Source organism: Kouleothrix sp. 19917 (assembly GCF_057073505.1).
The window spans coordinates 8,542,787-8,566,894 of record NZ_CP097099.1 but is presented as its reverse complement, the minus strand read 5'-3'; the positions used below and the strand labels follow the sequence as shown (position 1 = coordinate 8,566,894).

Annotated in this window: 13 protein-coding genes; 7 read left to right on the top strand and 6 right to left on the bottom strand. The window is 66.0% G+C overall.

Annotated features, from left to right (window positions below; genetic code table 11):
* Positions 1-99: 99 nt before the first annotated feature.
* The 3 genes from M1P90_RS34525 to M1P90_RS34515 form a co-directional block, all read right to left on the bottom strand.
* Positions 100-1,095: an AfsR/SARP family transcriptional regulator gene (locus tag M1P90_RS34525; RefSeq protein ID WP_483700458.1), complete on the bottom strand. Its 996-nt coding sequence runs from the start codon at positions 1,093-1,095 to the stop codon at positions 100-102.
* 839 nt (positions 1,096-1,934) lie between these two features.
* On the bottom strand, positions 1,935-2,612 hold the full coding sequence (locus tag M1P90_RS34520; RefSeq protein WP_483700457.1) for a response regulator: 678 nt from the start codon (positions 2,610-2,612) through the stop codon (positions 1,935-1,937).
* A 152-nt stretch (positions 2,613-2,764) separates the two neighbouring features.
* Entirely contained in the window at positions 2,765-2,989 is a 225-nt protein-coding gene (locus M1P90_RS34515; RefSeq protein ID WP_483700456.1) for a hypothetical protein, read from the bottom strand.
* A 439-nt stretch (positions 2,990-3,428) separates the two neighbouring features.
* On the opposite strand from M1P90_RS34515, the gene M1P90_RS34510 reads away from it, so the two are divergent.
* Positions 3,429-7,847, top strand: a complete 4,419-nt coding sequence (locus M1P90_RS34510) for a histidine kinase N-terminal 7TM domain-containing protein (RefSeq protein WP_483700455.1) — start codon at positions 3,429-3,431, stop codon at positions 7,845-7,847.
* A gap of 1,423 nt (positions 7,848-9,270) precedes the next feature.
* Entirely contained in the window at positions 9,271-12,732 is a 3,462-nt protein-coding gene (locus M1P90_RS34505) for a GAF domain-containing protein (protein ID WP_483700454.1), read from the top strand.
* Positions 12,733-13,363: 631 nt separating this feature from the next.
* On the opposite strand, the gene M1P90_RS34500 is transcribed toward M1P90_RS34505, so the two are convergent.
* The gene (locus M1P90_RS34500) at positions 13,364-14,530 is read right to left on the bottom strand and encodes an MFS transporter (protein WP_483700453.1); all 1,167 of its coding nucleotides are present in this window, start codon (positions 14,528-14,530) and stop codon (positions 13,364-13,366) included.
* A gap of 557 nt (positions 14,531-15,087) precedes the next feature.
* Between M1P90_RS34500 and alr the strand changes: the two genes are divergently transcribed.
* The 4 genes from alr (at position 15,088) to M1P90_RS34480 (ending at position 21,367) form a co-directional block, all read left to right on the top strand.
* Entirely contained in the window at positions 15,088-17,667 is a 2,580-nt protein-coding gene (alr, locus tag M1P90_RS34495) for an alanine racemase (RefSeq protein ID WP_483700452.1), read from the top strand.
* Between the two features lie 315 nt (positions 17,668-17,982).
* Complete coding sequence (locus M1P90_RS34490; protein ID WP_483700451.1) at positions 17,983-18,903, top strand: nucleoside hydrolase; 921 nt, start codon at positions 17,983-17,985, stop codon at positions 18,901-18,903.
* A gap of 190 nt (positions 18,904-19,093) precedes the next feature.
* Positions 19,094-20,665 (top strand): M1 family metallopeptidase, encoded by a 1,572-nt coding sequence (locus M1P90_RS34485; protein WP_483700450.1) that lies wholly within the window; start codon positions 19,094-19,096, stop codon positions 20,663-20,665.
* 21 nt (positions 20,666-20,686) lie between these two features.
* Entirely contained in the window at positions 20,687-21,367 is a 681-nt protein-coding gene (locus tag M1P90_RS34480) for a TIGR04283 family arsenosugar biosynthesis glycosyltransferase (protein WP_483700449.1), read from the top strand.
* A gap of 278 nt (positions 21,368-21,645) precedes the next feature.
* Here the strand turns inward: M1P90_RS34480 and M1P90_RS34475 are convergent, their stop codons facing one another.
* Together M1P90_RS34475 and M1P90_RS34470 are read right to left on the bottom strand one after the other, a co-directional pair.
* Positions 21,646-22,830, bottom strand: a complete 1,185-nt coding sequence (locus M1P90_RS34475) for a TolB family protein (protein WP_483700448.1) — start codon at positions 22,828-22,830, stop codon at positions 21,646-21,648.
* A gap of 144 nt (positions 22,831-22,974) precedes the next feature.
* On the bottom strand, positions 22,975-23,649 hold the full coding sequence (locus tag M1P90_RS34470; RefSeq protein WP_483700447.1) for a TIGR04283 family arsenosugar biosynthesis glycosyltransferase: 675 nt from the start codon (positions 23,647-23,649) through the stop codon (positions 22,975-22,977).
* A 50-nt stretch (positions 23,650-23,699) separates the two neighbouring features.
* On the opposite strand from M1P90_RS34470, the gene M1P90_RS34465 reads away from it, so the two are divergent.
* The gene (locus tag M1P90_RS34465) at positions 23,700-24,101 is read left to right on the top strand and encodes a DUF1801 domain-containing protein (RefSeq protein ID WP_483700446.1); all 402 of its coding nucleotides are present in this window, start codon (positions 23,700-23,702) and stop codon (positions 24,099-24,101) included.
* Positions 24,102-24,108: the final 7 nt, after the last annotated feature.

Below are 24,108 nucleotides of genomic sequence, written 5' to 3'. Positions count from 1 at the left end.
CAATCCCTGCGTCGCATAACACATGCCGAGTATATGGTGCCTGCGCCGCCGCTATTTCGGCCCAAATGAACGCACTGACATTTCAGCGTAACGCTTTTGTCATGCTCCTGCCGCCGTGAGCTGGCGATACACCTGCACCACGGGGTCGTCGTCGGGCGCGCCAAGCGCCAGCTCGTTGCTATTATTCATAATGCGCATATAGCTGCGAAAAGCCTGCTCGCGCTCGGCGCGCAAACCGGCGGCGCTATAGGCGCGCAACATCCAGATCATGGCATCTTCGGCGGCCGGGTCGGCATCCAGCGCCAGCATGCACACTTCCACACAGCGGCTGAATGAGCGCTGGTTGAATAAATGCTCGGCCTGGCGCTCGCTCGCAATCACATAGCTGCTCATCAGGAAATCGCGGCGCTCGCGGCCCCAGCGCGCGGCGCGCGGCACATCGGCCATATAGGCACCGTTGTACAGGGTTGTAGCCTGCCCGTACAACGGTGCCGCGTCATCCAGCCCTTCGTCCTGATCGTGCTGCGTAGCCAGGGCAAATATGCGCTCGAAGGCGCGCACATCGGTGTGGTACAGCTCGGGGTCGAGCCGGCAGAACTCGGGCTCGATCGTCAGCGCGGTATCGGCAAACTCTGCGCCGCCCGGCGCGCACTCAAAGGCCTGGCGCAGGGCCGTAAGCGTGCGCGCTACGCTGTTCGCGCTCCACGAATCGCCCCAGACGGCCTGCGCAATTGCTTCGCGGCTTGCGCCGCGCGCCCCGCAATGCACCAGGTATGCCAGCGCGCCCTGCACTTTTTGCCACCCGGCGCGGCCACTCCCCTGCTGCACCAGGCCATCTTCGTGCAGCTCGCGGCTGCCAATGTGCGCGCGCATACGGCCCAGGCACTCGACATACACGCCATGAAATGGCCGCATAACAATTGGCAGGTCGGCGGTTTCTTTCACGGCCAGCAGCGCCAGGCGGGCTTGCTGCCGCACGAGTATGTCCGGGTCGTCGAGCAGGCGGCGCAGGTGGGTAAGCGCGCGGTCGCCGTAGGTGCTCAGCAGGATGGTGCAGCTTTGCGAACGAACATCGGGCTGCTTGTGGGTGAGCAAAGGCAAGTACATTCGAACCAGGCTGGGCATAATGCGATGTCTTTCTGGCGTAGGCACGTAGTCAACAGGCGTAGCTGCACCATTGAAGCGAGCTGATTTGCACTGTGCCAAAACAAGGCGCCCGCTTCTCCACACACAGCACATCGGCACGCTTCCATGGTTTATGCAGAATAAGCACGTATACTTCCGCGCCGATTCTTCCATGCCGCCAGGCAATCGTTGCGAAAACGGCTACGCGCCGCTGTGCAAAACATCAAAAGCGTCGGCGTTTGCGCGCACAGCATAGGTGATTTTCCAGGCGACCGCATCGCCGCAAACACCCATCTTGCCATGGGCGCGCATGCGTACACGTTCCAGGCGATTTCGGCAGCGCGTCGCTTGCTGGCGTTAGGCAGCATGCGCGCGCCAGATCCCTTCCCCAAGCCATAATGTGCCATCTGGGCTGCGCCAGCGCCTACATGGCATAGCCAATCGCGCCTATTTGCGGCGCGGCGCGTATAGGCGAAGACTCCTATATGCATATGGGAGAGCCTGCGGGTTTCGCATGCTTTGCACGGAAGGTTTCTGAGGGGGAGATGTGACGGGCCAGCTCAGCGATCAGCGCGCCGGCGCGACGCCCGCGCCCTACGACAAAGGACGAACGACCAAAACGCATGTGGTCATTCGTCCTTCGTCATTCGTCCCGTTAAATGTATCTTCGCGTTCTTTGCGCTCTTTGCGGTAAATATTACTTCCTGGCGCAGCTTCAGGCGAGGTTCCAGGGCCTAAGGAAAAGCCACGTTGCGCATTGCAATCGCCAAACCCTATTCCCTAAACCCAAACCCTGCGCGTCACGCACGCTAGCGCGGCACCTCGGCCAGGTGATTACGATAGGCATAAATTGCCAGCTCAAAGCGGTCGCTCACGCCAAGCTTGCTGAAGATCGACGTCAGGTGATGGCGCACGGTCGCCTCGCTGATGACAAGGCGCTCACAAATGTCCTTGTTGCGCATGCCCGCGCCAACCAGCTTCACCACCTCGCGCTCGCGCTCGGTCAGGCGGGCGATCTTATCGCTTTCGGGCGAGCTATTTGCCGGCCCGTTGCGCACACGCTCGTTGAGAATGCTTGCAATCAGCCCGCGATCGAGCCAAACCTCGCCGGCACACACCTTTTCGATTGCGCGCAGCACCGTCTCGGCGGCTTTTTCCTTCAGCACCAGGCCCATTGCACCCAGCAGCACCGCCCGCCGATGCACCTCGGGGTCGCGCACGCCCGTGAGCATGATGACGTGCATATCCGGCACGCGATCAAGCAGGTAGGGCAGCAGCTCAAGGCCATCGTCGTCGCCAAGATCGATATCGAGCAACACCACATTGGGCTGGAGTTGATTGACTCCCGCCAGAGCTTCCTCACGCCCAGCCGCCTCGCCCACAACTTCAAGGTCTGGCTGCGCGTTAATCAACACACGCAGCCCATCGCGCAATAGCTGATGATCGTCGATTAGGTAGACGCGCACGGGATCATCGCAGCCTGCCATATGTAATACCTCATACGTTTACTGGCTATTTATGAGGATGACATTGCGAACGCTACGAGATGCACACAGGCCTGATATCTTTCCAGCACAAAATATCAAAAAGTATACCACCAACAGCACTGGCAATATTGTCTGCGGCTGCGGCGCGATGTTCACGCGTCGGCGCTGCCTGCCGGGCCTGGAAAGGCGGCAGGAGCGCGGCAAACGTGCCGAGGCATCTGCCGCCCGCCCGCTTCTTCGTGCCAGGGCTGGCCAAGTGGCGTAATCAGATTGCAATCTATGCCCGGTGTGTAGTATTCGGCCAGCCCGCCGTAGCGCGCCGCAGTGTATCCTCCTGCAGCAGGTTGCAGCGGGCAGGTTGCCAAAAAAAGCTGCATTTACCGCCGCTGCTCGCGCAACACTGCCCTGCCCGCAGCCCGCCCGAACTGCCTCGGGCAGCGTGGCCCAATAGCTGCTGTAGGGAAGCTGAGGGCACGCTGGCAAAAACATATACACAGGCGCGTTCGGGCCGGTATGGCTGCAAATGGCCAGAAAAGGGCGTGCAGATGTTTGCCCTGCACACCCGATACAACGTTTTACGTTGCTGGCCACAGCAGAAAATACTACGCAGCCATAACTACTATTACCAAAATGTAATCAAAAACGGATAGCGAATTTCACTCTGAGATCCGTTCTACATACAGACATCGCATAGAAAGATCGAAACTCACTTTTCGATCAACCATAGCAATTCTGCACTGGCAACAACACTGCACTCCATGAGTTAGAGGATTTTCGGGGTGTTTTGTTCAGTCGTGGGGGAAGAGGCACGCGCCTATGCTTGCGTTGATGAAAGAATATTTGATTATCGTGGCGTTCGCGGTCATCGCAGCGCTCTCGTACTATGCCTGGCGGCATCGCCAGATACGCGGCGGCCAGGCCTTTTTCTGGCTGACGCTGGCCGTGTCGGAATGGGTGCTGACCTATGGCCTTGAGCTGGCGTCGGGCACGCTGGCGGGCAAGCTGATGTGGGCCAAGCTGCAATACATTGGCATTGCGATCACGCCGGTGGCCTGGTTTGCGCTGGCGCAGGCATATGCGAAACCCAACAGCCCCTTGCGCCGCCGCGCGCTTGCCCCGCTGCTCGTCATGCCGGCGATTACGATTGCGCTGGCGGCCAGCAGCGACTGGCACGGGCTGATCTGGCGCAGCGCACGCCTGGTCGATGAAGGCGGGCTGCGCCTGCTGCAGCTTGATCACGGCCTGTGGTTCGCGGCCCACGCGCTGTTCTCGTATATACTGATGGGCCTGGGCAGCCTGCGCCTGCTGGTGTCGGCGCTGCGCTCGCCCGGCCTGATGCGCTGGCAGGCCGGCTCGATGGTTGGCGCGGCCTGCGCGCCCTGGTTTGCGAACATTCTGTATGTCGCCAGGATCGAGCCGTTTTATCCGCTCGATCTCACGCCATTCGTTTTTGGGCTGAGCGCAGTTGTGCTTGGCTGGTCGCTGGTGCGCCTGAAGCTGCTCGATCTCACGCCGATCTCGCACGACACAATTCTGCGCTCGCTCGACGATGGCGTGATCGCGCTCGACACAGGGCGGCGCGTGGTGCATGCAAACCTGGCCGCCGCCACGCTGCTTGGCCTGCCGGCAAAAGCAATGGTCGGCCGCAGCTTCGATGAGCTGCTTGGCGCAGGGCACCCGCTGGCCGCAGCCAGCGCCGGCATTGCCGCCGGCCGCACCGAGATCAGCTGGGAGCGCGCCGGGCAGGCCAGCATCTACGATCTGCAGGTGCTGCCACTCACTCAGCGCGACACGACGCCCGGCGGCTGGCTGCTGATCGTTCACGACATCAGCGAGCGCAAACGCCGCGAACAGCTCCAGCGCGTGTTTGCCGAAATCAGCCAGCAGCTCGCCTCGACGCAAGAGGCAGAAGTTGCGTTGCAGAAAGCAGCGCGCGCACTCGTTCCCGCGCTGGCCGATATCTGCGTGGTGCAGCTGATCGAAGCCGACGGCAGCATTCGTCTGCTGGTGCAGGAGGTGGCGAACCCGGGCAAGCGCGACCTGATGATGCAGCTTGGCAACGACTACCCGATCGATCCCGGCGGGCGCATGACGCCCTACTTCACCGCCTTGTTTGGCGGCGAAGCCGTACTGGCCGGGCAGGTCAGCCACGACGACCTGGCCGATTTCGCCCACGACGGCCAGCATTTGCACATGCTGAAGGAGCTGGGGCTGTTCTCGCTGCTGCAGCTGCCGCTGGTGGCGCAGGGCCAGGTGCTGGGCGCGTGCCTGTTCGCCACCATGGAGTCGCAGCGTGCCTACACCAACGCCGATCGCGAGCTGGCGCAGGAAGTTGCCAACAGCATGGCTATGGCGATCGCCAATGCCCGCCTGTTCACCGATCTGCAAGCCTCCGAGCAGCGCTACCGCGCAGTGGTGGGCCAGGCGGCCGACGCCATCCTGCTGGCCAGCGCCAGCGGCACGATCATCGACACCAACGAGCGCGCCAGCGCGCTGCTGGGCGCTCATCGCAGCAGCCTGCTGCAACGCAACGTCGCCGATTTCGTTGGCCACTTCGCCCAGCCCGATATTGCGCTGACGCAGTCGCTGCTTGCGCTGAACGGGCAGGTGCTGGCGGCCCAGCGCGCCGACGCCGGCTTTGTGCCGGTGGAAGCCAGCGTGAGCTCGTTTGTCGAGCATGGCGAGCCGCTGTACGTGGTGATTTTGCGCGATATGAGCGAGCGCATCAGCGCCGAGCGGCAGCTGCGCCGCCAGAACGACGAGCTGCTGGCCCTGCACGATACCACGCTCGGCCTGCTGGAGCGCTTCGAGCTTTCCGCGCTGCTGGAAGCGATCGTGACGCGCGCCGGCGCGCTGCTCGACACGCCGCACGGCTACCTGTACATGCACGATCCAGGCAGCGACACGCTGGAAGTGAAAGTGGCTACCGGCGTGTTTGCACAGCAGCGCGGCAGCCACATCCGGCGCGGCGAAGGGCTGGCCGGGCGCGTGTGGGCCAGCGGCGAAACCATGACAATCGACAATTACCGCGAATGGCCGCACCGCCTGCCCGCGCTGGACGCGCTCAACCTGCGCGCAATCGTCAACGTGCCGATCCGCACCCGCTCATCCTTTATTGGCGTGCTTGGGCTGGCCTATCAGGATAGCCTGCGCCGCCCCAGCCCGGCCGAGATCACGCTGCTGCAACGCTTCAGCCGCCTGGTGTCGCTCGCGCTCGACAACACGCAGCTCTACGCCGCCGCGCAGCAAGAGCTGGCCGAGCGCCGCCGCACCGAGGCCGCGCTGCGTGACGCCGAGATCGAGCTGCGCCATGCGAAAGACATGGCCGAAGCCGCGACCGAGGCAAAATCGGCCTTTCTGGCGCACATGAGCCACGAGCTGCGCACGCCACTGACCAGCCTGGCCGGCAATACCGACCTGCTGCTGACAACTAACCTCGACGCCGACCAGCACGAATTCGCCAATATTATTCGCATCAGCAGCAACGCCCTGCTCGATGTGATCAACGATGTTCTCGACCTTTCGAAAATTGAATCGGGCAAGATGCGCGTCGAGCACCAACCCTTCGATCTGCGCGACTGCCTGGAAGAAGCGATCGATATTGTCGGCGCGCAGGCGGCGCACAAGCAGCTCGACCTGGCGTACACGATCGACCTGGCCGCGCCCGCTGCCATTGAAAGCGACAGCATGCGCCTGCGGCAGGTGCTGGTCAATCTGCTCAGCAATGCGGTGAAGTTCACCCTTAACGGCGGGGTAAGTGTGCATGTGGGCGCGCAGCAGCCCGAACCCGGCTGCTACGAGCTGACATTCAGCGTGGCCGACAGCGGCATTGGCATCCCGCCCGAGCGCATGAGCCGCCTGTTCACGTCGTTCGACCAGGGCGACCGCAGCATTGCGCGCACCTATGGCGGCACCGGCCTGGGCCTGAATATCAGCAAGCAGCTGGTTGAGCTGATGGGCGGGCGCATGTGGGCCGAAAACAATGCCAGCGCCGGCGCAACGTTCCACTTCACGATTCGCGCGCGCCGCGCCGAAAGCAGGGCCGCCACGCCCGCCGGCCTGGCCGGGCTGCGCCTGCTGGTTGTAGAAGAATTTGACCGCACGCGCGCGGCGATCGAGGCGCAGGCCCGCGCATGGGGGCTGGCGGTTTCGGCAACAAACCCCGCGCTGGAGGCATTGCGCTGGGCGCGCGGCGGCAAGGAATTCGACGCCGCGATTCTCGATTGGCAGAACGCCGACATGAGCGCGCCGCTGCTGATTGAACACCTGCGCCGCTACTCGGGCCTGGCTGCGCTGCCAATTGTGCTGCTGGCCGCGCACGACACCCGCAGCGACACGCTGGCGGCAATTGAGCCAGTGGTGCAAGGCATCCTGCGCAGGCCGCTCAAGCTCTCGCAGCTGGGCGCAACACTCCACGCGGCGCTTAATGCCGAGCGCGCTGTTGGCGATGCGCCCACGCATGTGAATAATCCACCCGCACCCCGCGCGCTCGTCGTGGAAGACGACAGCGTGACCCAGCAGCTTTCGGCGCGCATGCTGCAGCAGCTTGGCTTCCAAACCCGCGTGGCCGACACGGCCAAGCAGGCGCTTGATCTGCTTGGCCGCGAGCGCTATGACGCCGTGCTGCTCGACTATAACCTGGCCGACATGGCAGGCGCCGAGCTGGCCCGCCAGATTAGCACGCGCAGCCCTTCGGGCGAACGGCCCTACCTGGTGGCGCTAAGCGCGCACAGCCAGGATGAGCTGCGCGTGCTGTTCAGCAACGCGCCAATCGATGCGTTTCTGACAAAGCCAGTGCCGCTCGCCACGCTACAGGCAACGCTTGCGCGCGCCACGCCACTTCACAGGGCTGGCGCGAGTTCGCCCGCACCCGCCACCGAGCGCCCGATCGACTACGCGCGGCTTGAAGATACCTTTGCGGCATTCGGCGATGCTGCGGCCAATACCATGCGGCACATCATCCCGCGCTTTCTTGAAGACGCTGACCTTGCGGTGACGCTTATTCACGGGGCGGCGGCGCGCGGCGACACCGATGCCCTACAGCACCAGGCGCATAAGCTCCGTTCGAGCAGCCTGATGCTGGCAGCCACGCCGCTCGCCGCCCGCTGCGACGAGCTCGAGCGCGCCGCAATCGCGGGCCAGCCGGCAGACTGGGCGGCGCTGGCAGCGCGCATCGACGATGAGCTGGGCCGCGCGCGCGCGGTGCTGATGCGCTACGGCGAGCGCCAGGGGTAATTGCTTTTTCGGCTGCGCGGCGTGCTTTTGTTGTGCTTGCCGCTGGCAGCGACCAATATTTCCTCTGCCAGCTTCAAGGCCCTTTGCTCGGGCCGCAAGGCCGGTTGCTTTTATACAAGGCTAGTGCTGGTTTTAGCGCCCTTTGCTCGGGCCGCAAGGCCGCTGGGGCTCGCGCCGCCCCAGCACCCCGCGTCGGGGCTTTCGCCCCGAACCCCGAATTTTAGGTGGTCGTTATTTTCGATATTCTTTTATCATGCCTCCGTTATGCCAGTATGCTGGCAGCGACCGATATTTCCTCTGCCAGCTTCAAGGCCCTTTGCTCGGGCCGCAAGGCCGCTGGGGCTTGCGCCGCCCCAGCACCCCGCGTCGGGGCTTTCGCCCCGAACCCCAAATTTGATGCTGGTATCGTTGACGGCGTTTGCCTGTCGTGCCTACGTTATGCCGTTATGCTGGCAGCGACCGATATTTCCTCTGCCAGCTTCAAGGCCCTTTGCTCAGGCCGCAAGGCCGCTGGGGCTTGCGCCGCCCCAGCACCCCGCGTCGGAGCTTTTGCCCCGAACCCCGAATTTTAGGTCGTCATTATTTTCGATGTTCTTTTATCATGCCTCCGTTGTGCTTGCCGCTGGCTGCGACCGATATTTCCTCTGCCAGCTTCAAGGCCCTTTGCTCAGGCCGCAAGGCCGCTGGGGCTTGCGCCGCCCCAGCACCCTGCGTCGGGGCTTTCGCCCCGAACCCCGAATTTTAGGTGGTCGTTATTTTCGATGTTCTTTTATCATGCCTCCGTTATGCCAGTATGCTGGCAGCGACCGATATTTCCTCTGCCAGCTTCAAGGCCCTTTGCTCAGGCCGCAAGGCCGGTTGCTTTTATACAAGGCCAGTGCTGGTTTTAGCGCCCTTTGCTCGGGCCGCAAGGCCGCTGGGGCTCGCGCCGCCCCAGCACCCCGCGTCGGGGCTTTCGCCCCGAACCCCGAATTTTAGGTGGTCGTTATTTTCGATGTTCTTTTATCATGCCTCCGTTATGCCAGTATGCTGGCAGCGAACGACAAGAGAAGTCGAAGCTAACAAATTGGCGCAGCATTTATCGTCTGATGCCTTGCCTGTATCCACAACGGAGGCATGACCGCAAACCATCTCGCCAGACGTCCACGCTCATTAAGGGGTTCGGGGCAAGGCCCCGACCGGGGAGTGCAGAGGGCCGCGGCCGGCCCTTTGCCGCGGGGAACGGGGCCGCGCAGGCCCCGACTGCTTTGCTCATTAGGCCAAACCTTGCCACGGGTTCAGGCAGGGCGGACACATAGGTCCGCCCTGACAGGTCCGCCCTGACAGGGGCAGCAATGCCGCGCAGCGCCCCCAATCTATGCTATAGTTAGCACCAGCGATTCGCTTTCAATACCAGGAGCCGTGGCGCAAACCGGGCGCAGCTATGTCCAACAAACCCACCACCCCCAGCCGCCAGCTCGCCGAGCTCCAGGCACAGCGCGACGCCCTCCGCGCCCAGGAAGATCGCTACCGTCGCGCGCTCGATGCGCTGTATACAATCAGCGTGGCATGTCGCGGGCGCGTTGCATTTCGCGAAATCTTCGAGATCGCATACCACGAGCTGGTCGCGCTCTTCCCCCTCGACGCATGCTACGTCGCCGTCTGCGATATCAACCACATCGACAAGTTTCGCGCCGCCTATATGGTCGACGAAGGAACCGTCGAGTATGTTGAGAATATCCAGCACGGCCATCTCACCAGCCGGCTGCTGGCGGGGCGCGTGCCGCTGCTGTTCCGCGATTTACAGGCCGAGCGCCTGCAATCCAGCGCGCCGGTCGATCGCTTCGGCAACAGCCAGAAGCTCTCGCGCTCGTGGCTGGGCGTGCCGCTGCTGATCGGGCAGGACGCGGTTGGTGTGATCTCGGTGCAGAGCTACGCGCCAAACGTGTATGGTGAAACCGACCTCGACCTGCTGCAGCGCTTTGGCAACGTGGTGGGCGTGGCGCTCGAAAATGTGGGCCTGGCGCAGCGCCAGCAAGAGCTCAGCCAGATTGTGGCCGCCAGCGCCGAAGCCCGCAGCGCCGAGCTGGCCGTGCTGAGCGCGCTGGCCGCTGAGATGGTGCTCCAGCGCCCGCTGCCCGAGTTTCTGGGCCACGCGCTTGAGCTGCTGCTGCCCTTGTTCGGCGTGAAGGCGGGCAACGTGCGCCGCTACGATGCCGAGCGCAACACACTGGTGCTGCTGGCCCAGCGCGGCCTGCCCGCCGACGACGCGCGCGCCGTTGCGAGCATCCCGGTTTCCAGCTCGAATATTGGCAGCATTGTGCGCGACAACCGGCCGATCGTCATTCAAAGCGATCTGTCGCGCTACTCGCTGATCCAGGCGCCATCGCGCTTTCAGTCGCTGATTGGCGTGCCACTGCGCGTGGGCGAGCGCGTGCTGGGTTCGCTGGCGGTAGTCGATGACCAGCCGCGCCAGTTCGACGCCGAGCAGATCGATCTGCTGCAGGTGCTGGGCAACCTGATCGCGCTGGCGATTGAGAACACGCGGCTGATTCAGGAGCGCGAGCGCCAGATCGCCGAGCTGCAGGCGCTCAGCCGGATCGGGCAGGCCGCCACCACGGCCGGCGATCTTCCCACGCTGCTGCATCAGGTGCATGCCGCCCTGCAGGCGTTTATGCAGCTCGATGCCTTTCTGATACTCGTGTACGACCCCGAGCGCCAGCGCATCAGCGACGGCCTGGGCATCGACGAGGGGCACGACTACACCTACCTGCGCGACCAGCCGCTGCCGGCCAATTCGCTCTCGGGCTGGGTGGTGCGCCAGCAGCGCATGCTGCACCTCACCAATATTCCCGAGCAGATCGCGCAGTACCCCGACCTGGCCGAGCATATCATTGGCGCGGAGCGGCCGGCCGTTTCGTGGCTGGGCGTGCCGCTCCACGATCGCGAAGGCGCGGTGATCGGGCTGATCAGCATTCAAAGCTACACGCCCGATGCGTTTGGCCCGCGCGACGAGCAGTTTCTTGTCGATGCCTCGCGCCAGGTGGCCCTGCATGTCCAGAACGTCCACCTGCAAACCGAGCGCGAGCGGCGCATTCGCGAGCTCGACGCGCTTGGGCAGGTCGGCCAGCTCGTCAGCGCCTCGTACGACCTGGAAGAAATGCTGGGCCAGGTGCACCAGCACTTGCTGGCGCTCACCGGCGCGTCGGTGTTCTACTTCGTGGTGTGCGAGCCAGAAACGCACATCATCACGCATTCGGCCTACATCGACCGCGGCGAGCGCGTGCCCGATACATGGGTGGGCCGGCAGCCAGTGGAAGGCAGCCTGACGCGCTGGGTGCTGCAAAACCGCCGCCCGCTGCTGCTCGACAACCTGATCGCGCAGCGCGACGAGCTGCTGGCAATCGGCATCGCCGCAAACATGTTCACGCCCACCAACAACACGCGCGCCTGGGTTGGCGTGCCGCTGATCGCCAAAGAAGGCCAGCCGATTGGCGTGATTTCGGTGCAGGATTACCGGCCCGGCCAGTACAGCCAGCACACCGTCGAGCTGCTGGCGCAGGTCGCCAGCCACCTGAGCCTGGGCATCCAGAAGGTGCGGCTGTTCGAAGAGCGCGAGCGCCAGCTTGCCGAAAATGCGCGCCTGTTTGCCGCCGAGCAGAACGCCCGCCGCACCGCCGACACGCTGCGCGAGGTGGCGCGCGTGATCAGCGCCAGCTTCGACGCCAGCGAGGTGCCGCACCTGATCCTGCGCGAGCTGCGCCACGTCATTCCCTACGATACGGCGTCGATCCTGCTGATTGAGGGCGAGCACTTCCGGCTGGCGCAGGAAAACACGCCCAGCGCCAGCGAGCCGCCCACGCGCCTCTTGTTCCGCGTCGATGAGCTGAACGCCGCCGCGCTGGTGGTGCAGCGCCGCGAGCCGCTGGTGATAGGCGACACCCACGCCACGCCAACATGGTCGCCAATTGCCGACCGGGTGCCGCTGCGCTCGTGGCTGGGCGTGCCGCTGATCGCCAAGGGTCAGGTGCTGGGCGTGCTGAATATCAGCGCCTACGCGCCGGCCCGCTTCACCGAGCGCGACGCCGAGGTGGCGCTGGCCTTTGGCAGCCAGGCCGCCATCGCGATTGAGAATGCGCGCCTGTACCAGGAATCGGTCACGCGCGTCGAGCAGGAGCTGGAGATCGCCAGCCAGATCCAGCGCAACCTGTTTCCGCGCGCGCTGCCCGCCGTCCCCGGCCTGGAGCTGGCAGCATGGTGCTTGCCCGCCCGCGAAACCGGCGGCGATTTCTACGACCTGATCGCGCTGCGCGACGCGCCCGACCCGCTGCTGGCCGTGGTGGTGGGCGACGCCTCGGGCAAGAGCATTCCCGCCGCCATGCTGATGGCGGTGGCGCGCTCGATCGCCCGCTCGGAGGCGCGCGACCACCAGACGCCGCAGGAGGTGATGCGCGAAACCAACCGCTGGATCGCGCACGACATCCCGCCGCGCGCGTTTGTGGCCATGGGCTACGCCACGCTCGATGTGCGGGCGCGGCGGCTGGCGCTTGCCAACGCCGGGCAGCTCGCCCCAATCCGTCGCGCCGCCAGTGGCGAAATCGCCTACCTCGAAGTGCCGGGCAACACCCTGCCGCTCGGCATCGCGCCCGACACACCCTACGCCACGCTGGAGGTGCCGCTTGCCGCTGGCGACCTGCTGCTGTTCTACACCGACGGCATTGTCGAAGCGCAGAACAAAGCCGGCCAGCTGTTCGGCTTCGAGCGGCTGGAGGCAATCGTGCGCGACTGCGGCGACGAAGCACCGCGCGAGGTGATTGCGCGCATTGTCGCGGCGGTGGCCGCGTTCAGTGGCCGGCGCCCGCAGCACGACGACATGACGCTGGTGGCTATCCGCGTCGAGCAGTAATCCATCGCTCCCGGCAGGTGATCACTCGTTCCCGGCAGATGATCTCTCGCTCCCGGCAGGTGATCACTCGTTGCCGGCAGGTGATCTCTCGCTCCCGGCAGGTGATCACTCGTTCCCGGCAGATGATCGCTCGTTCCCGGCAGATGATCGCTCGTTGCCGGCAGATGATCACTCGCTCCCGGCAGGTGATCACTCGCTCCCGGCAGGTGATCACTCGTTCCCGGCAGATGATCAGTCGCTCCCGGCAGGTGATCACTCATTCCCGGCAGGTGATCACTCGTTCCCGGCAGGTGATCACTCATTCCCGGCAGGTGATCGCTCGTTCCCGGCAGGTGATCACTCGTTCCCGGCAGGTGATCACTCATTCCCGGCAGGTGATCACTCGTTCCCGGCAGGTGATCGCTCATTCCCGGCAGGTGATCACTCATTCCCGGCAGGTGATCTGCCTTTCGCGGCATACAAGCAGTCCGCACTCAGCTTCCAGGAAGCTCAAGCCGGTTTTCCATCAATCTGGTAGCCAGATTAGCTTCCTGGAAGCTTGCAGAAAAGAACTATGTTGCCAGCGCAATGCGTTTTGGGTAATAAAAGGAATTGCTGCGCGCCGAGATCACCAACCCCTACCTCCCATCCCCTATCCCCCGCGCCGCGCCAGCAGCACCACGGCCACCCCGCACAGCAGCAGCATCGCCAGCGCGGACGCCAGCACCACGCCCACCATCGCCCCCGGCCCGTAGCGCCCCAGCAGCACGCCCAGCAGCGCCGGCAGGATCAGGCCGCCGCTGTTGCCCAGCGTCAGTACGCGTGCGGCCGCCCGGTTGCTGGCCCCAGTCGCCCCGGCAATCACAGCCAGCACGGTTGGGAAAACAGGGCCACAGGCCAGCCCGAGCAGCACGATGCCCACAACCGACGCCAGTGGCCGGCCAAGCCCCGCCGCCAGCGCCAGCGCGCCAAGCAGCACCGACACAAGGCTGAGCAGCAAGAGGTTTGGCGGGGCTAGCCGCAAGCCCAGCGCCGCGCCCAGCGCGCGCCCGCTCGTCAAGCCCAGCCAGAAGCCCGACGCGCCCAGCGCGGCCATTTCCGGCGCAAGCCCGGCGCTGGCGATCAGGTAGACCGTGATCCAGCCGCCCAGCCCAACCTCGGTGCCGGTGTAGATCAGCAGCACCACGCCAAACAGCCACAGCGCGCCCGCGCCGCGCCCGGCCTTTCCTTCTTCGCTCGCAGCAATGGCGGGCGCGGGCGGCGCAACACGCCGGGCAAGCAGCGGGGCCAGCAGCAGCAAGGCCACCGCGCCCAGCACGAGCGCCGCGCCCGGCACACCCAGCCGCGCGCCCGCCACGCCAGCCAGCAGCGGCCCGGCAATCGAGCCAAGCCCAAAGAAGACATTCGCGCCATTCAGCGTGGCGGCGCTGCGCGCCGGGAACAAGCGCGCCACCAGCACATTGCCCGCCGCCAGCACGCCCCCAAAGCCAATGCCCGCCAGCAGCGCAGCCAGCAGCAACGCCAGCAGGCTCGCGCCCAGCGCCAGCAGCAGCGCCCCCAGTGCCATCACTGCCATGCCAGCCGCCAGCACTGCCGGCAGCCCCCAGCGGTCGCTCGCCCGCCCGACAATCAATTGCGTCAGCACCACGCCCGCCGAAAGCGCGGTAAACAGCGCGCCCAGCGCGGCCACATCCTGCCCGCTGCGCGCAGCCAGCGCGGGCAACGCCGGCCCAATGCCCGAAAGCACAATGCCCACCGCAAGAAAAACGCCGCACGCCAGCAGCAGCGTGCGGCCCGCATACGCCAAAGACATTTTCATCAAGCTTGGCTTTCTTTCCCCTGCCGAGATGGCGGGCAACCGGGCGATTGTACCATAGCGAGTTGGCACGTCGGAAAGTTGCAGGTTTGCAGGTTGCGCGTTTCGATCGGGAGTGTCGAGTGTTGAATGTTGAATGTTGAGTTTTAAGTGTTGAGTTAGCGGGTATTGGTCAGCAGCAGGCAATAGGCAGTACTTTCCCCACCTTTGCGCCCTTTGCGTTCTTTGCGGTTAATACTCTCGGTCATCGGCAGTCGGCAGGTGGCAGGTGGCAGGTGGCAGGTGGCAGGTGGCAGTCGGCAGGTGGCAGTCGGCAGGTGGCAGGTGGCAGTGGGCAGGTGGCAGTGGGCAGGTGGCAGTGGCAGGCGGCAGGCGGCAGTACTTTCCCCACCTTTGCGCCCTTTGCGTTCTTTGCGGTTAATACTCTCGGTCATCGGCAGTCGGCAGGTGGCAGTATTTTCCCCACCTTTGCGCCCTTTGCGTTCTTTGCGGTTAATACTCTCGGTCGCCGGTCGTCCTAATCGTCAATCGTCAATCGTCAATCGTAAATCCCCCGCCCCTTGACATCCCCGCCCTTCTCGGCCACCATGCGCGCCATGATTCTGCTCGACGATCTGCTGGCGGCTGGCGGGCGGCTCTGCGGCGCAGCGCGCGCCACCGCCTTCACCGACATATCTTACGACTCGCGGCTCACCCGGCCCGGCGAGCTGTTTGTGGCCCTGCGCACCGCCCGCGCCGACGGCCACGAGCACATCGCCGCCGCCATCGAAGCGGGCGCGGCGGGAGTGCTGTGCGCGTGGCCCCCGCCTGGCGCGCCCGTCACGGTCGTGCAAAGCGCCGACCCGCCCGCGCTCCTGCAAGGCTGGGCATCCGCCCGGCTGCGCGCTTTTGGCCCTGCCGTCGTCGCCGTCACCGGCAGCGTTGGCAAAACCACGGCTGTGCGCGCCATCGCCGCCGTGCTCGGGGCCGCCGCGCCCACCTTTCGCAGCCGCCAAAGCTTCAACTCGCTGCTCGGCCTGCCGATCGCGCTCGCCCGCCTGCGCGCCGACCAGCGCTTTGCCGTGCTCGAATTCGGTGCCGACCAGCTTGGCGAAATCGCCCAGCTCGCCACGCTCTTCCCGCCCCACGTCGCCGTCGTCACCGCCGTGGGCGCGGCCCACCTCGACGCTTTCGGCACGCTCGACGGCGTCGCGCGCGAGAAAGGCGCGCTCCCGGCCGCGCTGCCGCCCGATGGCTGGGCCATCCTCAATGGCGACGACCCGCGCGTGGCGGCCATGCGCGAGGGCACGGCAGCGCGGGTCCTGACGTTTGGGATGCGTGAGGAAAACGACCTGGCAGCCAGCCCGATCAGCTACGCCGCTACGGGAACCACCTTCCGTGTGCGATGGCGGGCGCAGATCGCAGAAGCGTGGCTGCCGCTGGTGGGTGAGCCTGCCGTTCAGGCGGGCCTCGCCGCAATCGGCGCCGCGCTGGCCTGCGGCATTCCATTCGCGCATGCAGTTGCCGCCCTGGCCCGCACCGAAGCCCCGGCTGGCCGGCTGCGTCCCCTCCCTGGCCAGCGCGGCGCGCAGATCCTCGACGACAGCTACAGCGCGGCACTGCCCTCGGTGCCAATGGCCCTCCATACACTCGCCCAACTGCCCGCCCGCCGCCGCATTGCCCTGCTCGCCGCGCCCGCCAGCCCCAGCCCCGACGCTGCAGCCGCCTATGCCCAGATTGGCAGCGCCGCCGCCCACACCGCCGACTGTATCATCTTCCGAGGCGATTGGGGCGTGATCGCCGCGCAGGCTGCCCGCCGCGCCAACCCCGCCGCCACGGTCACGGTTGCGCACACCAGCAGCGCAGCGCTGGCGGCCCTGCCGCCCGACCTCGGCGCGGGCGACCTTGTGCTGGTGAAGGGCGACACCCCGGCACGCGCCGAGCGCCTGGTCGCCGCGCTGCTGGCCGAGCCAGCCGAGGCTTCGCGCCTGCTGGTGCGGCAGCAACCTGCCTGGCGCAGTGTGCGCGCCGCCGCCCCCGACCGCCCGACATGGCTCCAGATCGACCTCGACGCAATTGCGCACAACATTCGCCGGCTGCGCGCCATCGCGGGCGTGCCACTCATGGCCACGCTCAAAGCCGACGCCTACGGCCACGGTGCCGTGCGCGTAGCCCACACCGCGCTGGCGAATGGCGCGACGGCGCTGGGCGTTGCCACCCTGAGCGAAGCGCGGGCACTGCGCGATTCTGGCATTGCCGCGCCGATCCTCGTGTTCGGCTACACGCCTCCGTGGCAGGCACGCGAAGCCGTGGCGCTCGGTGTGGCCTGCACCCTGTTCGACACCGACACGGCACGCGCGCTGGCCGAGGCCGCCGCCGCACTCGGGCGCAGCGCCAGCGCCCACCTGAAGATCGACACCGGCATGGCGCGCCTGGGCCTGCCGCCCGACGATGCGCTGGCGTTCTTGCGCGCCCTGCGCGACACGCCCCACGCCGAGGCATTACGTGTGGACGGCGTCTACACGCACTTCGCCAGCGCCGACAGCGCCGACCTCGCGAGCGCCGAGGCGCAGCTTGCGCGCTTCACGGGGCTGCTGCGCGAGCTGGAAGCGGCCCGGTTGCGCCCGCCCTGCGCGCACGCCGCCAACAGCGCGGCGCTGCTGCGCCTGCCCGCCGCCCGGCTCGACATGGTGCGGCCAGGGATCGCGTGCTACGGGCTGGCCCCTTCCGCCGCCGCGCCGCTGCCGCCCGATTTCCGCGCCGCGCTGTCGTTCCACACCGAGGTCGCGCAGGTGAAAGAGCTGCCAGCCGGCGCGCCCGTTTCCTACGGCGGCACCTGGGTCGCCGCGCGCCACTCGCGTATCGCAACCATCCCGGTGGGCTATGCCGACGGTCTGCGCCGCGCCCCGCCCTGGCGCGAAGTGCTCGTGCGCGGTCGCCGCGCGCCAATCGTTGGCCGCATCTGCATGGACTACGCCATGCTCGACGTGACCGACATCGCTGGCGTGCGGCGCGGCGACCCGGTGGCGCTGATTGGCCGCCAGGGCGACGACGCAATCAGCGCCGACGAGGTGGCGGGCTGGCTTAGCACGATCAGCTACGAAGTCGTGGCGACCATCCTGCCACGCGTGCCGCGAACCATCGAAGAGCGGCTGGAGTAAGTGGTATTATCCACAGATTACGCAGATTACACAGATAATAATAGACAGCACTCGTTTGCAAGTCGCGCAATTTCAAAATACTGAACTTACCCAGTTGACCTGCTAATCCTTCAGCAAAGCAGTACTCATTTTTCCTTTGTGTGCGATTTTTCCGCGCTACGCGCGGAAAAATCGCACACAAAAAAGATCGTTTCCACCCTGCTGCCGCAGGCAAAAAGCACGACGTTGGTACGCCAATTGACGCAACCGCGTAAATTCTAAATACATAATCTGCGGCATCTGCGTAATCTGTGGATGCTATAAAAGGCTCTCACCATGTGGCACCAATCACCCCAGCCCGTGCTGATCGACACCGACATTGGCGACGACGTGGACGATGCGTTTGCGCTGGCGCTGGCACTGCGCCTGCCGGTGCTGCGCGTCTGCGGCGTCACCACCGTGGCTGGCCCGGTTAAACAGCGCGCACGCCTAGCTGCGCTGGTGGCGGCAGCCGCTGGCCAGAATAACATCCCAATCGCGCCTGGCAGCAGCGCCATGCGCGACGGGCGGCCCGGCCCGGCAAAGTTCTCGCACGCCCCACTGCTGGCCGATGCGCCGCCGCTCGCCACTGCGCCCGACGCCATAGGGCTGATTCTTGCCTGCGCGCGCACTGAGCAGCCGCTCACGATTATTGCGCTGGGGCCGCTTACCAACATCGCCGCCGCGCTCGACCGCGACCCGGCGCTGGCGCGGCGCGCGCGCGTGGTGGCAATGGCTGGCACGCTCGGCCCGCCCTACCCGGATTGGAACCTGCGCTGCGACCCGGCGGCGGCGCGGCGCGTACTCGCTTCGGGCATGCCGATTACCATGGTTGGCATGCACGTCACGCTGCGCACCAAAATGCGCGCCGCGCAGCTGCACAGCCTGTTCGCCAGCCGCGACCCGCTGGCCCGCCTGCTGGCGCGCTGCGTGCTGGCCTGGCGCACCTGGAAGCGCCGCGTGCCCTTTCTGCACGACGCGCTGGCCGTGGCCGTCGCCGCCGACCCCACGCTAGCCGCGCTTGAGCGGCGGCACGTGCGCGTTGGCTGGCGCGGCTTCTCGCTGGCGACGCGGGCCGCCCGCGCCAATGCGCTGGTCTGCCGCGACTTCGACGCGGCGCGCTACAACGCCATGCTGGAAGGCGCGCTGCGCCTCGCGCCGCCCGCCAGCCCAGCCGAGTGCGGGGCATGGTGCCGTTTGCTGCGCCTGCTGGCGTGAGAACCGGGTTGCAGGTTTGCAGGTTGGCGAGTTACAGGTTGCAGGTTGGCGGGTTGCAGATTGCCGTAGGGACGAAGATTGTTTTCGCCGGGCGAAATTACAGGTCGTCGGTCATCGGTCGTCAGTCGTCTCTTGGCGGTAACGCTTCCTATTGCCGAGGTTGATTTTGGGGCTACGAGCTGCCATAAACGTGCCATGCGCGCTGCTGGTTCTTGCTGTGCTGGCCGCGTGCGCGCCCGAGGCTGCGCCGGCCCCAACATTACCGCCCGCCCCAAGCGCCACACCTACTCCCGCGCCGAGCGCCACGCCCACACCTGTCCCCTCGCACACGCCATCACCGAGCGCAACACCAGCGCCGAGCGCCACGCCCACGCCCGCGCCATCGCCCACGCCCGACATGGGCGCAGCCTTTGCGGCGGCGATGCGCCCGGCCTTTGCCGGCGACATTGCGCGAAATGCGGGTATGCCGCGCTATGATCTCCAGCTCTGGCTTGCGCCCGCCAGCGGCGTGCTGACCGGCACCGAGCAGATTCGCTACACCAACCGCACCGGCGCGCCGCTCACCGACATCGCGCTGCGGCTTTACCCGAACTTCCCAAAGGATGTGTTTGGCAAGGGCGGCGACGTGCATATGGATGTGACGGAAGCCGCAGCCGATGGGCAGGCGATTGAGCCACGCCTGGTGGCGCAAGACACCGCCGTGCTGCTGGACCTGCCGCAGCCGCTTGGGCCGGGCGCAAGCACGACGTTGGCGCTGAGCTTTACGGCCAGCATTGTGGCATGGCGCGATGGCTCTTTTCCCCTGCCTTCTTACTACCCCATGCTGGCGGTGCGCGAGGGCGACGCGTGGCGGCTGGATGTGACGCGCTTTGCCGACCATGTGTATGCCGAAAGTGCGTTTTACGCCGCCACAATCACCGCGCCATCCGGACTGACGGTGATCGCCAGCGGCAGCACGATTGGCGAGGCACAGAATGCCGACGGCACCACCACGCGCCTGGTACGCACCGGGCCAGTGCGCGAGTTTGCGCTGGCGGCTGGCAATTTTGCGCGCGCGCAGGCCGCCGCTGGCGACGTGGCCGTGAATGTGTACACCGAGCGCGGCACCGGGCTGGATGCTGCGCAGGTCGCACGCGTGGCGGCGGCGGCGCTGGCCGATTTCGACCGGCGCTTTGGCGCCTACCCCTACGCCGAGCTGGATATTCAGCTGCTGCCCTATGAGTACGACGGCGGCGACGAGTTCCCCGGCCTGATCTTGCTGTATGCCGGCGGGGCGGTGGGCGCGGGCACGCGCTATGTGACGGCGCACGAGGTTGCGCACCAGTGGTGGTATGGCGTGGCCGGCAACGACATCTACCGCGAGCCCTGGCTGGATGAGGCGCTGGCGCAGTACAGCGGCATTCTGTATGCAGAAGATGTGGCCGGGCCAGCGGTGGCCGAAGCCGACTGGCAGCGCGAGGTGGCGCGGCGCTACCAGGGCGCGCTGGCCGATGGCAACCTGCCAATCGGGCTGGCAATCGACGAGTACCCGAGCTTTACTGTGTACTATCGCACGGTGTATGGGAAGGGGCCGGTGTTTCTGCGCACGCTGCGCAAACAGCTTGGCGACGCGGCATTCTTCACTGCGCTGCAAGATTACTACACGCGCAATCGCTATGGCGTTGGCACGGCGGCGTCCTTTCAGCAGGCATGTGAACAGGCCAGCGGACAGCCGCTTGGGGCGCTGTTCGCGGAGTGGGTGGGAAGATCCGCTGCACCGTAATTGTTCGCATAGTAGAGTTGTATGCTAAGCATTATCATCCCCACCCTGAACGAGGGCGAGCAGATCGTTGCGGCGCTGCTGGCCGCCCGCGCCGCCGCGCCCGGCTCGGAGCTGATTGTGGCCGACGGCGGCAGCGACGATGGCACGCCCGAGCTGGCCGCGCCCTTCGCGCATGTCGTCTCGACGCGGCGCGGGCGGGCCCGCCAGATGAACGCTGGCGCGGCGCTGGCGCATGGCCGCGTGCTGCTGTTTCTCCATGCCGACACGCGCCTGCCGCCCGACACGCTCCCGCTAATCATGAGCGCGCTGCGCGCCCGCCGCGTGCTGGGCGGCGGCTTTGGGCTGCGCTTCGACGAACCGGGCCGCCTGTATGACCTGATCGCATGGAGCACGACGCTGCGCTCGCACCTCGGGCGCGGCTTCACTGGCGACCAGGCGATGTTTGTGCGCGCGGCGACCTTCCGCAGCATGGGCGGCTTTGCCGACGTTCCGCTGATGGAAGATATTGAGTTTGCACGGCGGCTGCGCGCCCTGGGCGAGGTGCGCGTGCTGACCCCGCCGGTGCTGGTGTCGGCGCGGCGGCACCGCAAGCACGGCCCTGTGCGCGTGGTCGCGACCGGCTGGCTGTACCAGGCGCTGTACCGGCTGGGGATGCCGCCGTTTGGTTTGCACCGCCTGTACTACGGCCGCGTGCCCGAGTAGCCGCTGAATAAGTCGTTATCGCAGCGGCGTGCTGTGTTCACGCGCTATTCACGCCGTTCTGCGATACTTCTTCTTGGGCGGCGGTGCCCAACGCACTTCTCATTGTTCCTCGCGCCGCCGCCCTGCCCAAGCTACTTCGCATACTTTCGCAAATATTACCCAACCACGAACAAAATAATTGAGCCACGGAGGCCACAGAGCGCACAGAGGAAGAGGTTCAAACCTCGGTGTCCTCTGTGCGCTCTGTGGCTCAATCGTGCTGCTTGCGGTTGCAGAGCCTAGCGCCAGCCCGCCACCATCGCGTTTGGCGCAATGTCGAACGGCGTCGGCGCACCCGTCGCCAGGTCGAGCACTACCGAGTCGCTGCTGATGGTGCGGCGCAGCAGCACGATAGTGCTGGCGGCGCTGTCGGTCACAAACGTATTCAGCACATTCACATCCGACAGCTTCGAGGCTTTGGCGGAGGCGATGTCGTACACCCACAGGCCATACGACTTGTTCAGCTCGTAGATGTTGCCCGCGCCAAGCGCAAAGTACAGCGCGCGGCTATCGGGCGACCAGAACAGGTTGTTGGCGGCGCTCGGTGCCTGCGGCGGAACGATCTCGGTGCGCTTGGCCGGCTGCTGCGTCAGGTCGTACAGGTAGATCAGGCTGTCGGGCTCGGCGTTGGGGTCGCTGGCGCTGAAGCGGCGCGCCGTCACGGCCAGCATGCGGCCATCGGGCGAAACCACTGCCGCGCCCTCGCCTTCAACCGCCAGCTCGGCGCGATCCGCGCCGCTGGCCGCGTCGATCACGCGCACCTGCCCGAAGGAAGGATCGCCGCCGACCGGCAGCACGTACAGCCCTTTGCCGTCGGGCGTCAGGCCCAGCGGTCGCGCCGCGCCGTCAGCGGTTTGCAGCGGCGCAATCGCACCACTGGCCACATCGTACACGCCAATTTCGGTCTTGCCGAACACGGCGTTCGGGTCTTCGACACGCGCCGCATAGAAGATGCGCCCGTCGCTGGTGGCCAGCAGGCTTGAGCTGGGCTGCGCGGGCGACTTGAACGCCAGCACATCGCTGGCCGCGCCGTCGGGCAGGTGGACGCGCTCGATGCCACTGTCGCGCAGCACCAGCAGCGTGTCGCCGCTCAGCGCCGTGTCGAGCACGCTGCCGTCGACTGGCGCGATCTGGTGCGCTGCGCCGCCGATCGCCTGGGCAAACACGGCGTTCCCGTCAACATAGTAGAGCTCGGGCAGGTTCGCCGGCTGCGCGGTTGGCTCAGGCGCGCTGGTCGGCGCGGGCACGGCGGTCGCCACTGGGGCGGCAGTTGGCTGCGCGGCGGGCGCGCTGGTCGGCGCGGGGGCCGCAGTGGCGGGAATAGCCGTGGGCTGCGCGGCCGGCGACTGGGTGCCACACCCGCTGAGCGCGAGGGCCAGGGCCAAGGCGGGCAGGTAGCGGGCCGGCATATAAAAACGCTTCATGGTGTTCCTTTTCGTAGCGTGTTGTGCAGGGAAATAAATCGCTCACAGCTCCACCCTTTCCACTCCTGCACGTGCTATGAAGACGAACACGCGCGTTACGCGGTTCCGCGTTTCGCTCCGCCTAACGGAGTATTTCCAAAGCTCCTACCGAACGTCGGGGTACATGCGCTTGAGCGCGCGGTCAGACACGCCGAGCGCATACAGCAGCCGAATCCGCCAGCACAAGAGCAGCACGTTGATCAGCCCGCACTTCCGATGCCGCCGCGCCGACGTGACCACCGGCGTGTCGATCAGGCGCACCGGGCCGAGCCGCCGCAGCGTGTGGCTCAATTCAACATCTTCCATAATTTCCAGCGCCGGGTAGCCGCCCATGCGCCAGAAAACGTCGCGCCGAATGAACATGCACTGGTCGCCAGTGTACGAGCCGGTGTGCGAGCGCGCGCTGGTGTCACGGCCCATTTTCTCGTACATCCAGCCCGGCTCGTCGAAGCGGATGGCGAACGCCCCGCCCAGCACCGCCGGGTCGGCCATGGCGTCGCGCACCATGTCGAGCGCGCCGGGCGGCATCCAGGTGTCGGCGTGCTGGAACAGCAGCACCTCGCCGCGCGCCAGCATCGCGCCCGCGTTCATCTGCACTGCCCGGCCGCGCCGCGCGCTCAGCACATGCGCGTAGGGCCGCGCCAGCTCGGGCGTGCCGTCGCCGCTGCCGCCATCCACCACAATCAGCTCGGCGTCGCCAATCACCGCCCGCGTGTCGGCCAGCGTGCGCGCAACAAGCTGCGCCTCATTCAGCACCGGCATAACGACTGATATGTCCACCCGCACCTCCGTGCTATACTGCCGCAAACGCCCGCAAAAAGGAGCCGCCTGTGAGCGCAAAAGCCAGCGCCGAACGCCCCACGCCCGAGCAGTTTCTGGCCGAATATCCCGCCGCCATTCAGGACTTGGCCCGCCAGCTCTGCGCGATTGTGCGCGACACCATGCCACACGCCGTTGAGGCGGTCTACCCCGGCTGGAAGCTGATCGGCTACCGCGTGCCCGACGGCGGCAAGACGCGCTATTTCTGCTATGTCGCGCCGCTGGCCGATCGCGTGTCGCTGGGCTTCGAGTATGGCGTGCTGATGGCAAACGACTCGGGCCTGCTCGAAGGCGCCGGCTCGCAGGTGCGTTATGTCGCCTTCCGCCCCGGCGACACGCCCGACCCGGCCGCGCTCGCGCCGCTGATTGCCGAAGCCGCCGCAATTGCCGTTACGGTTCGCCGCAGCAAGTAGGAAAAAG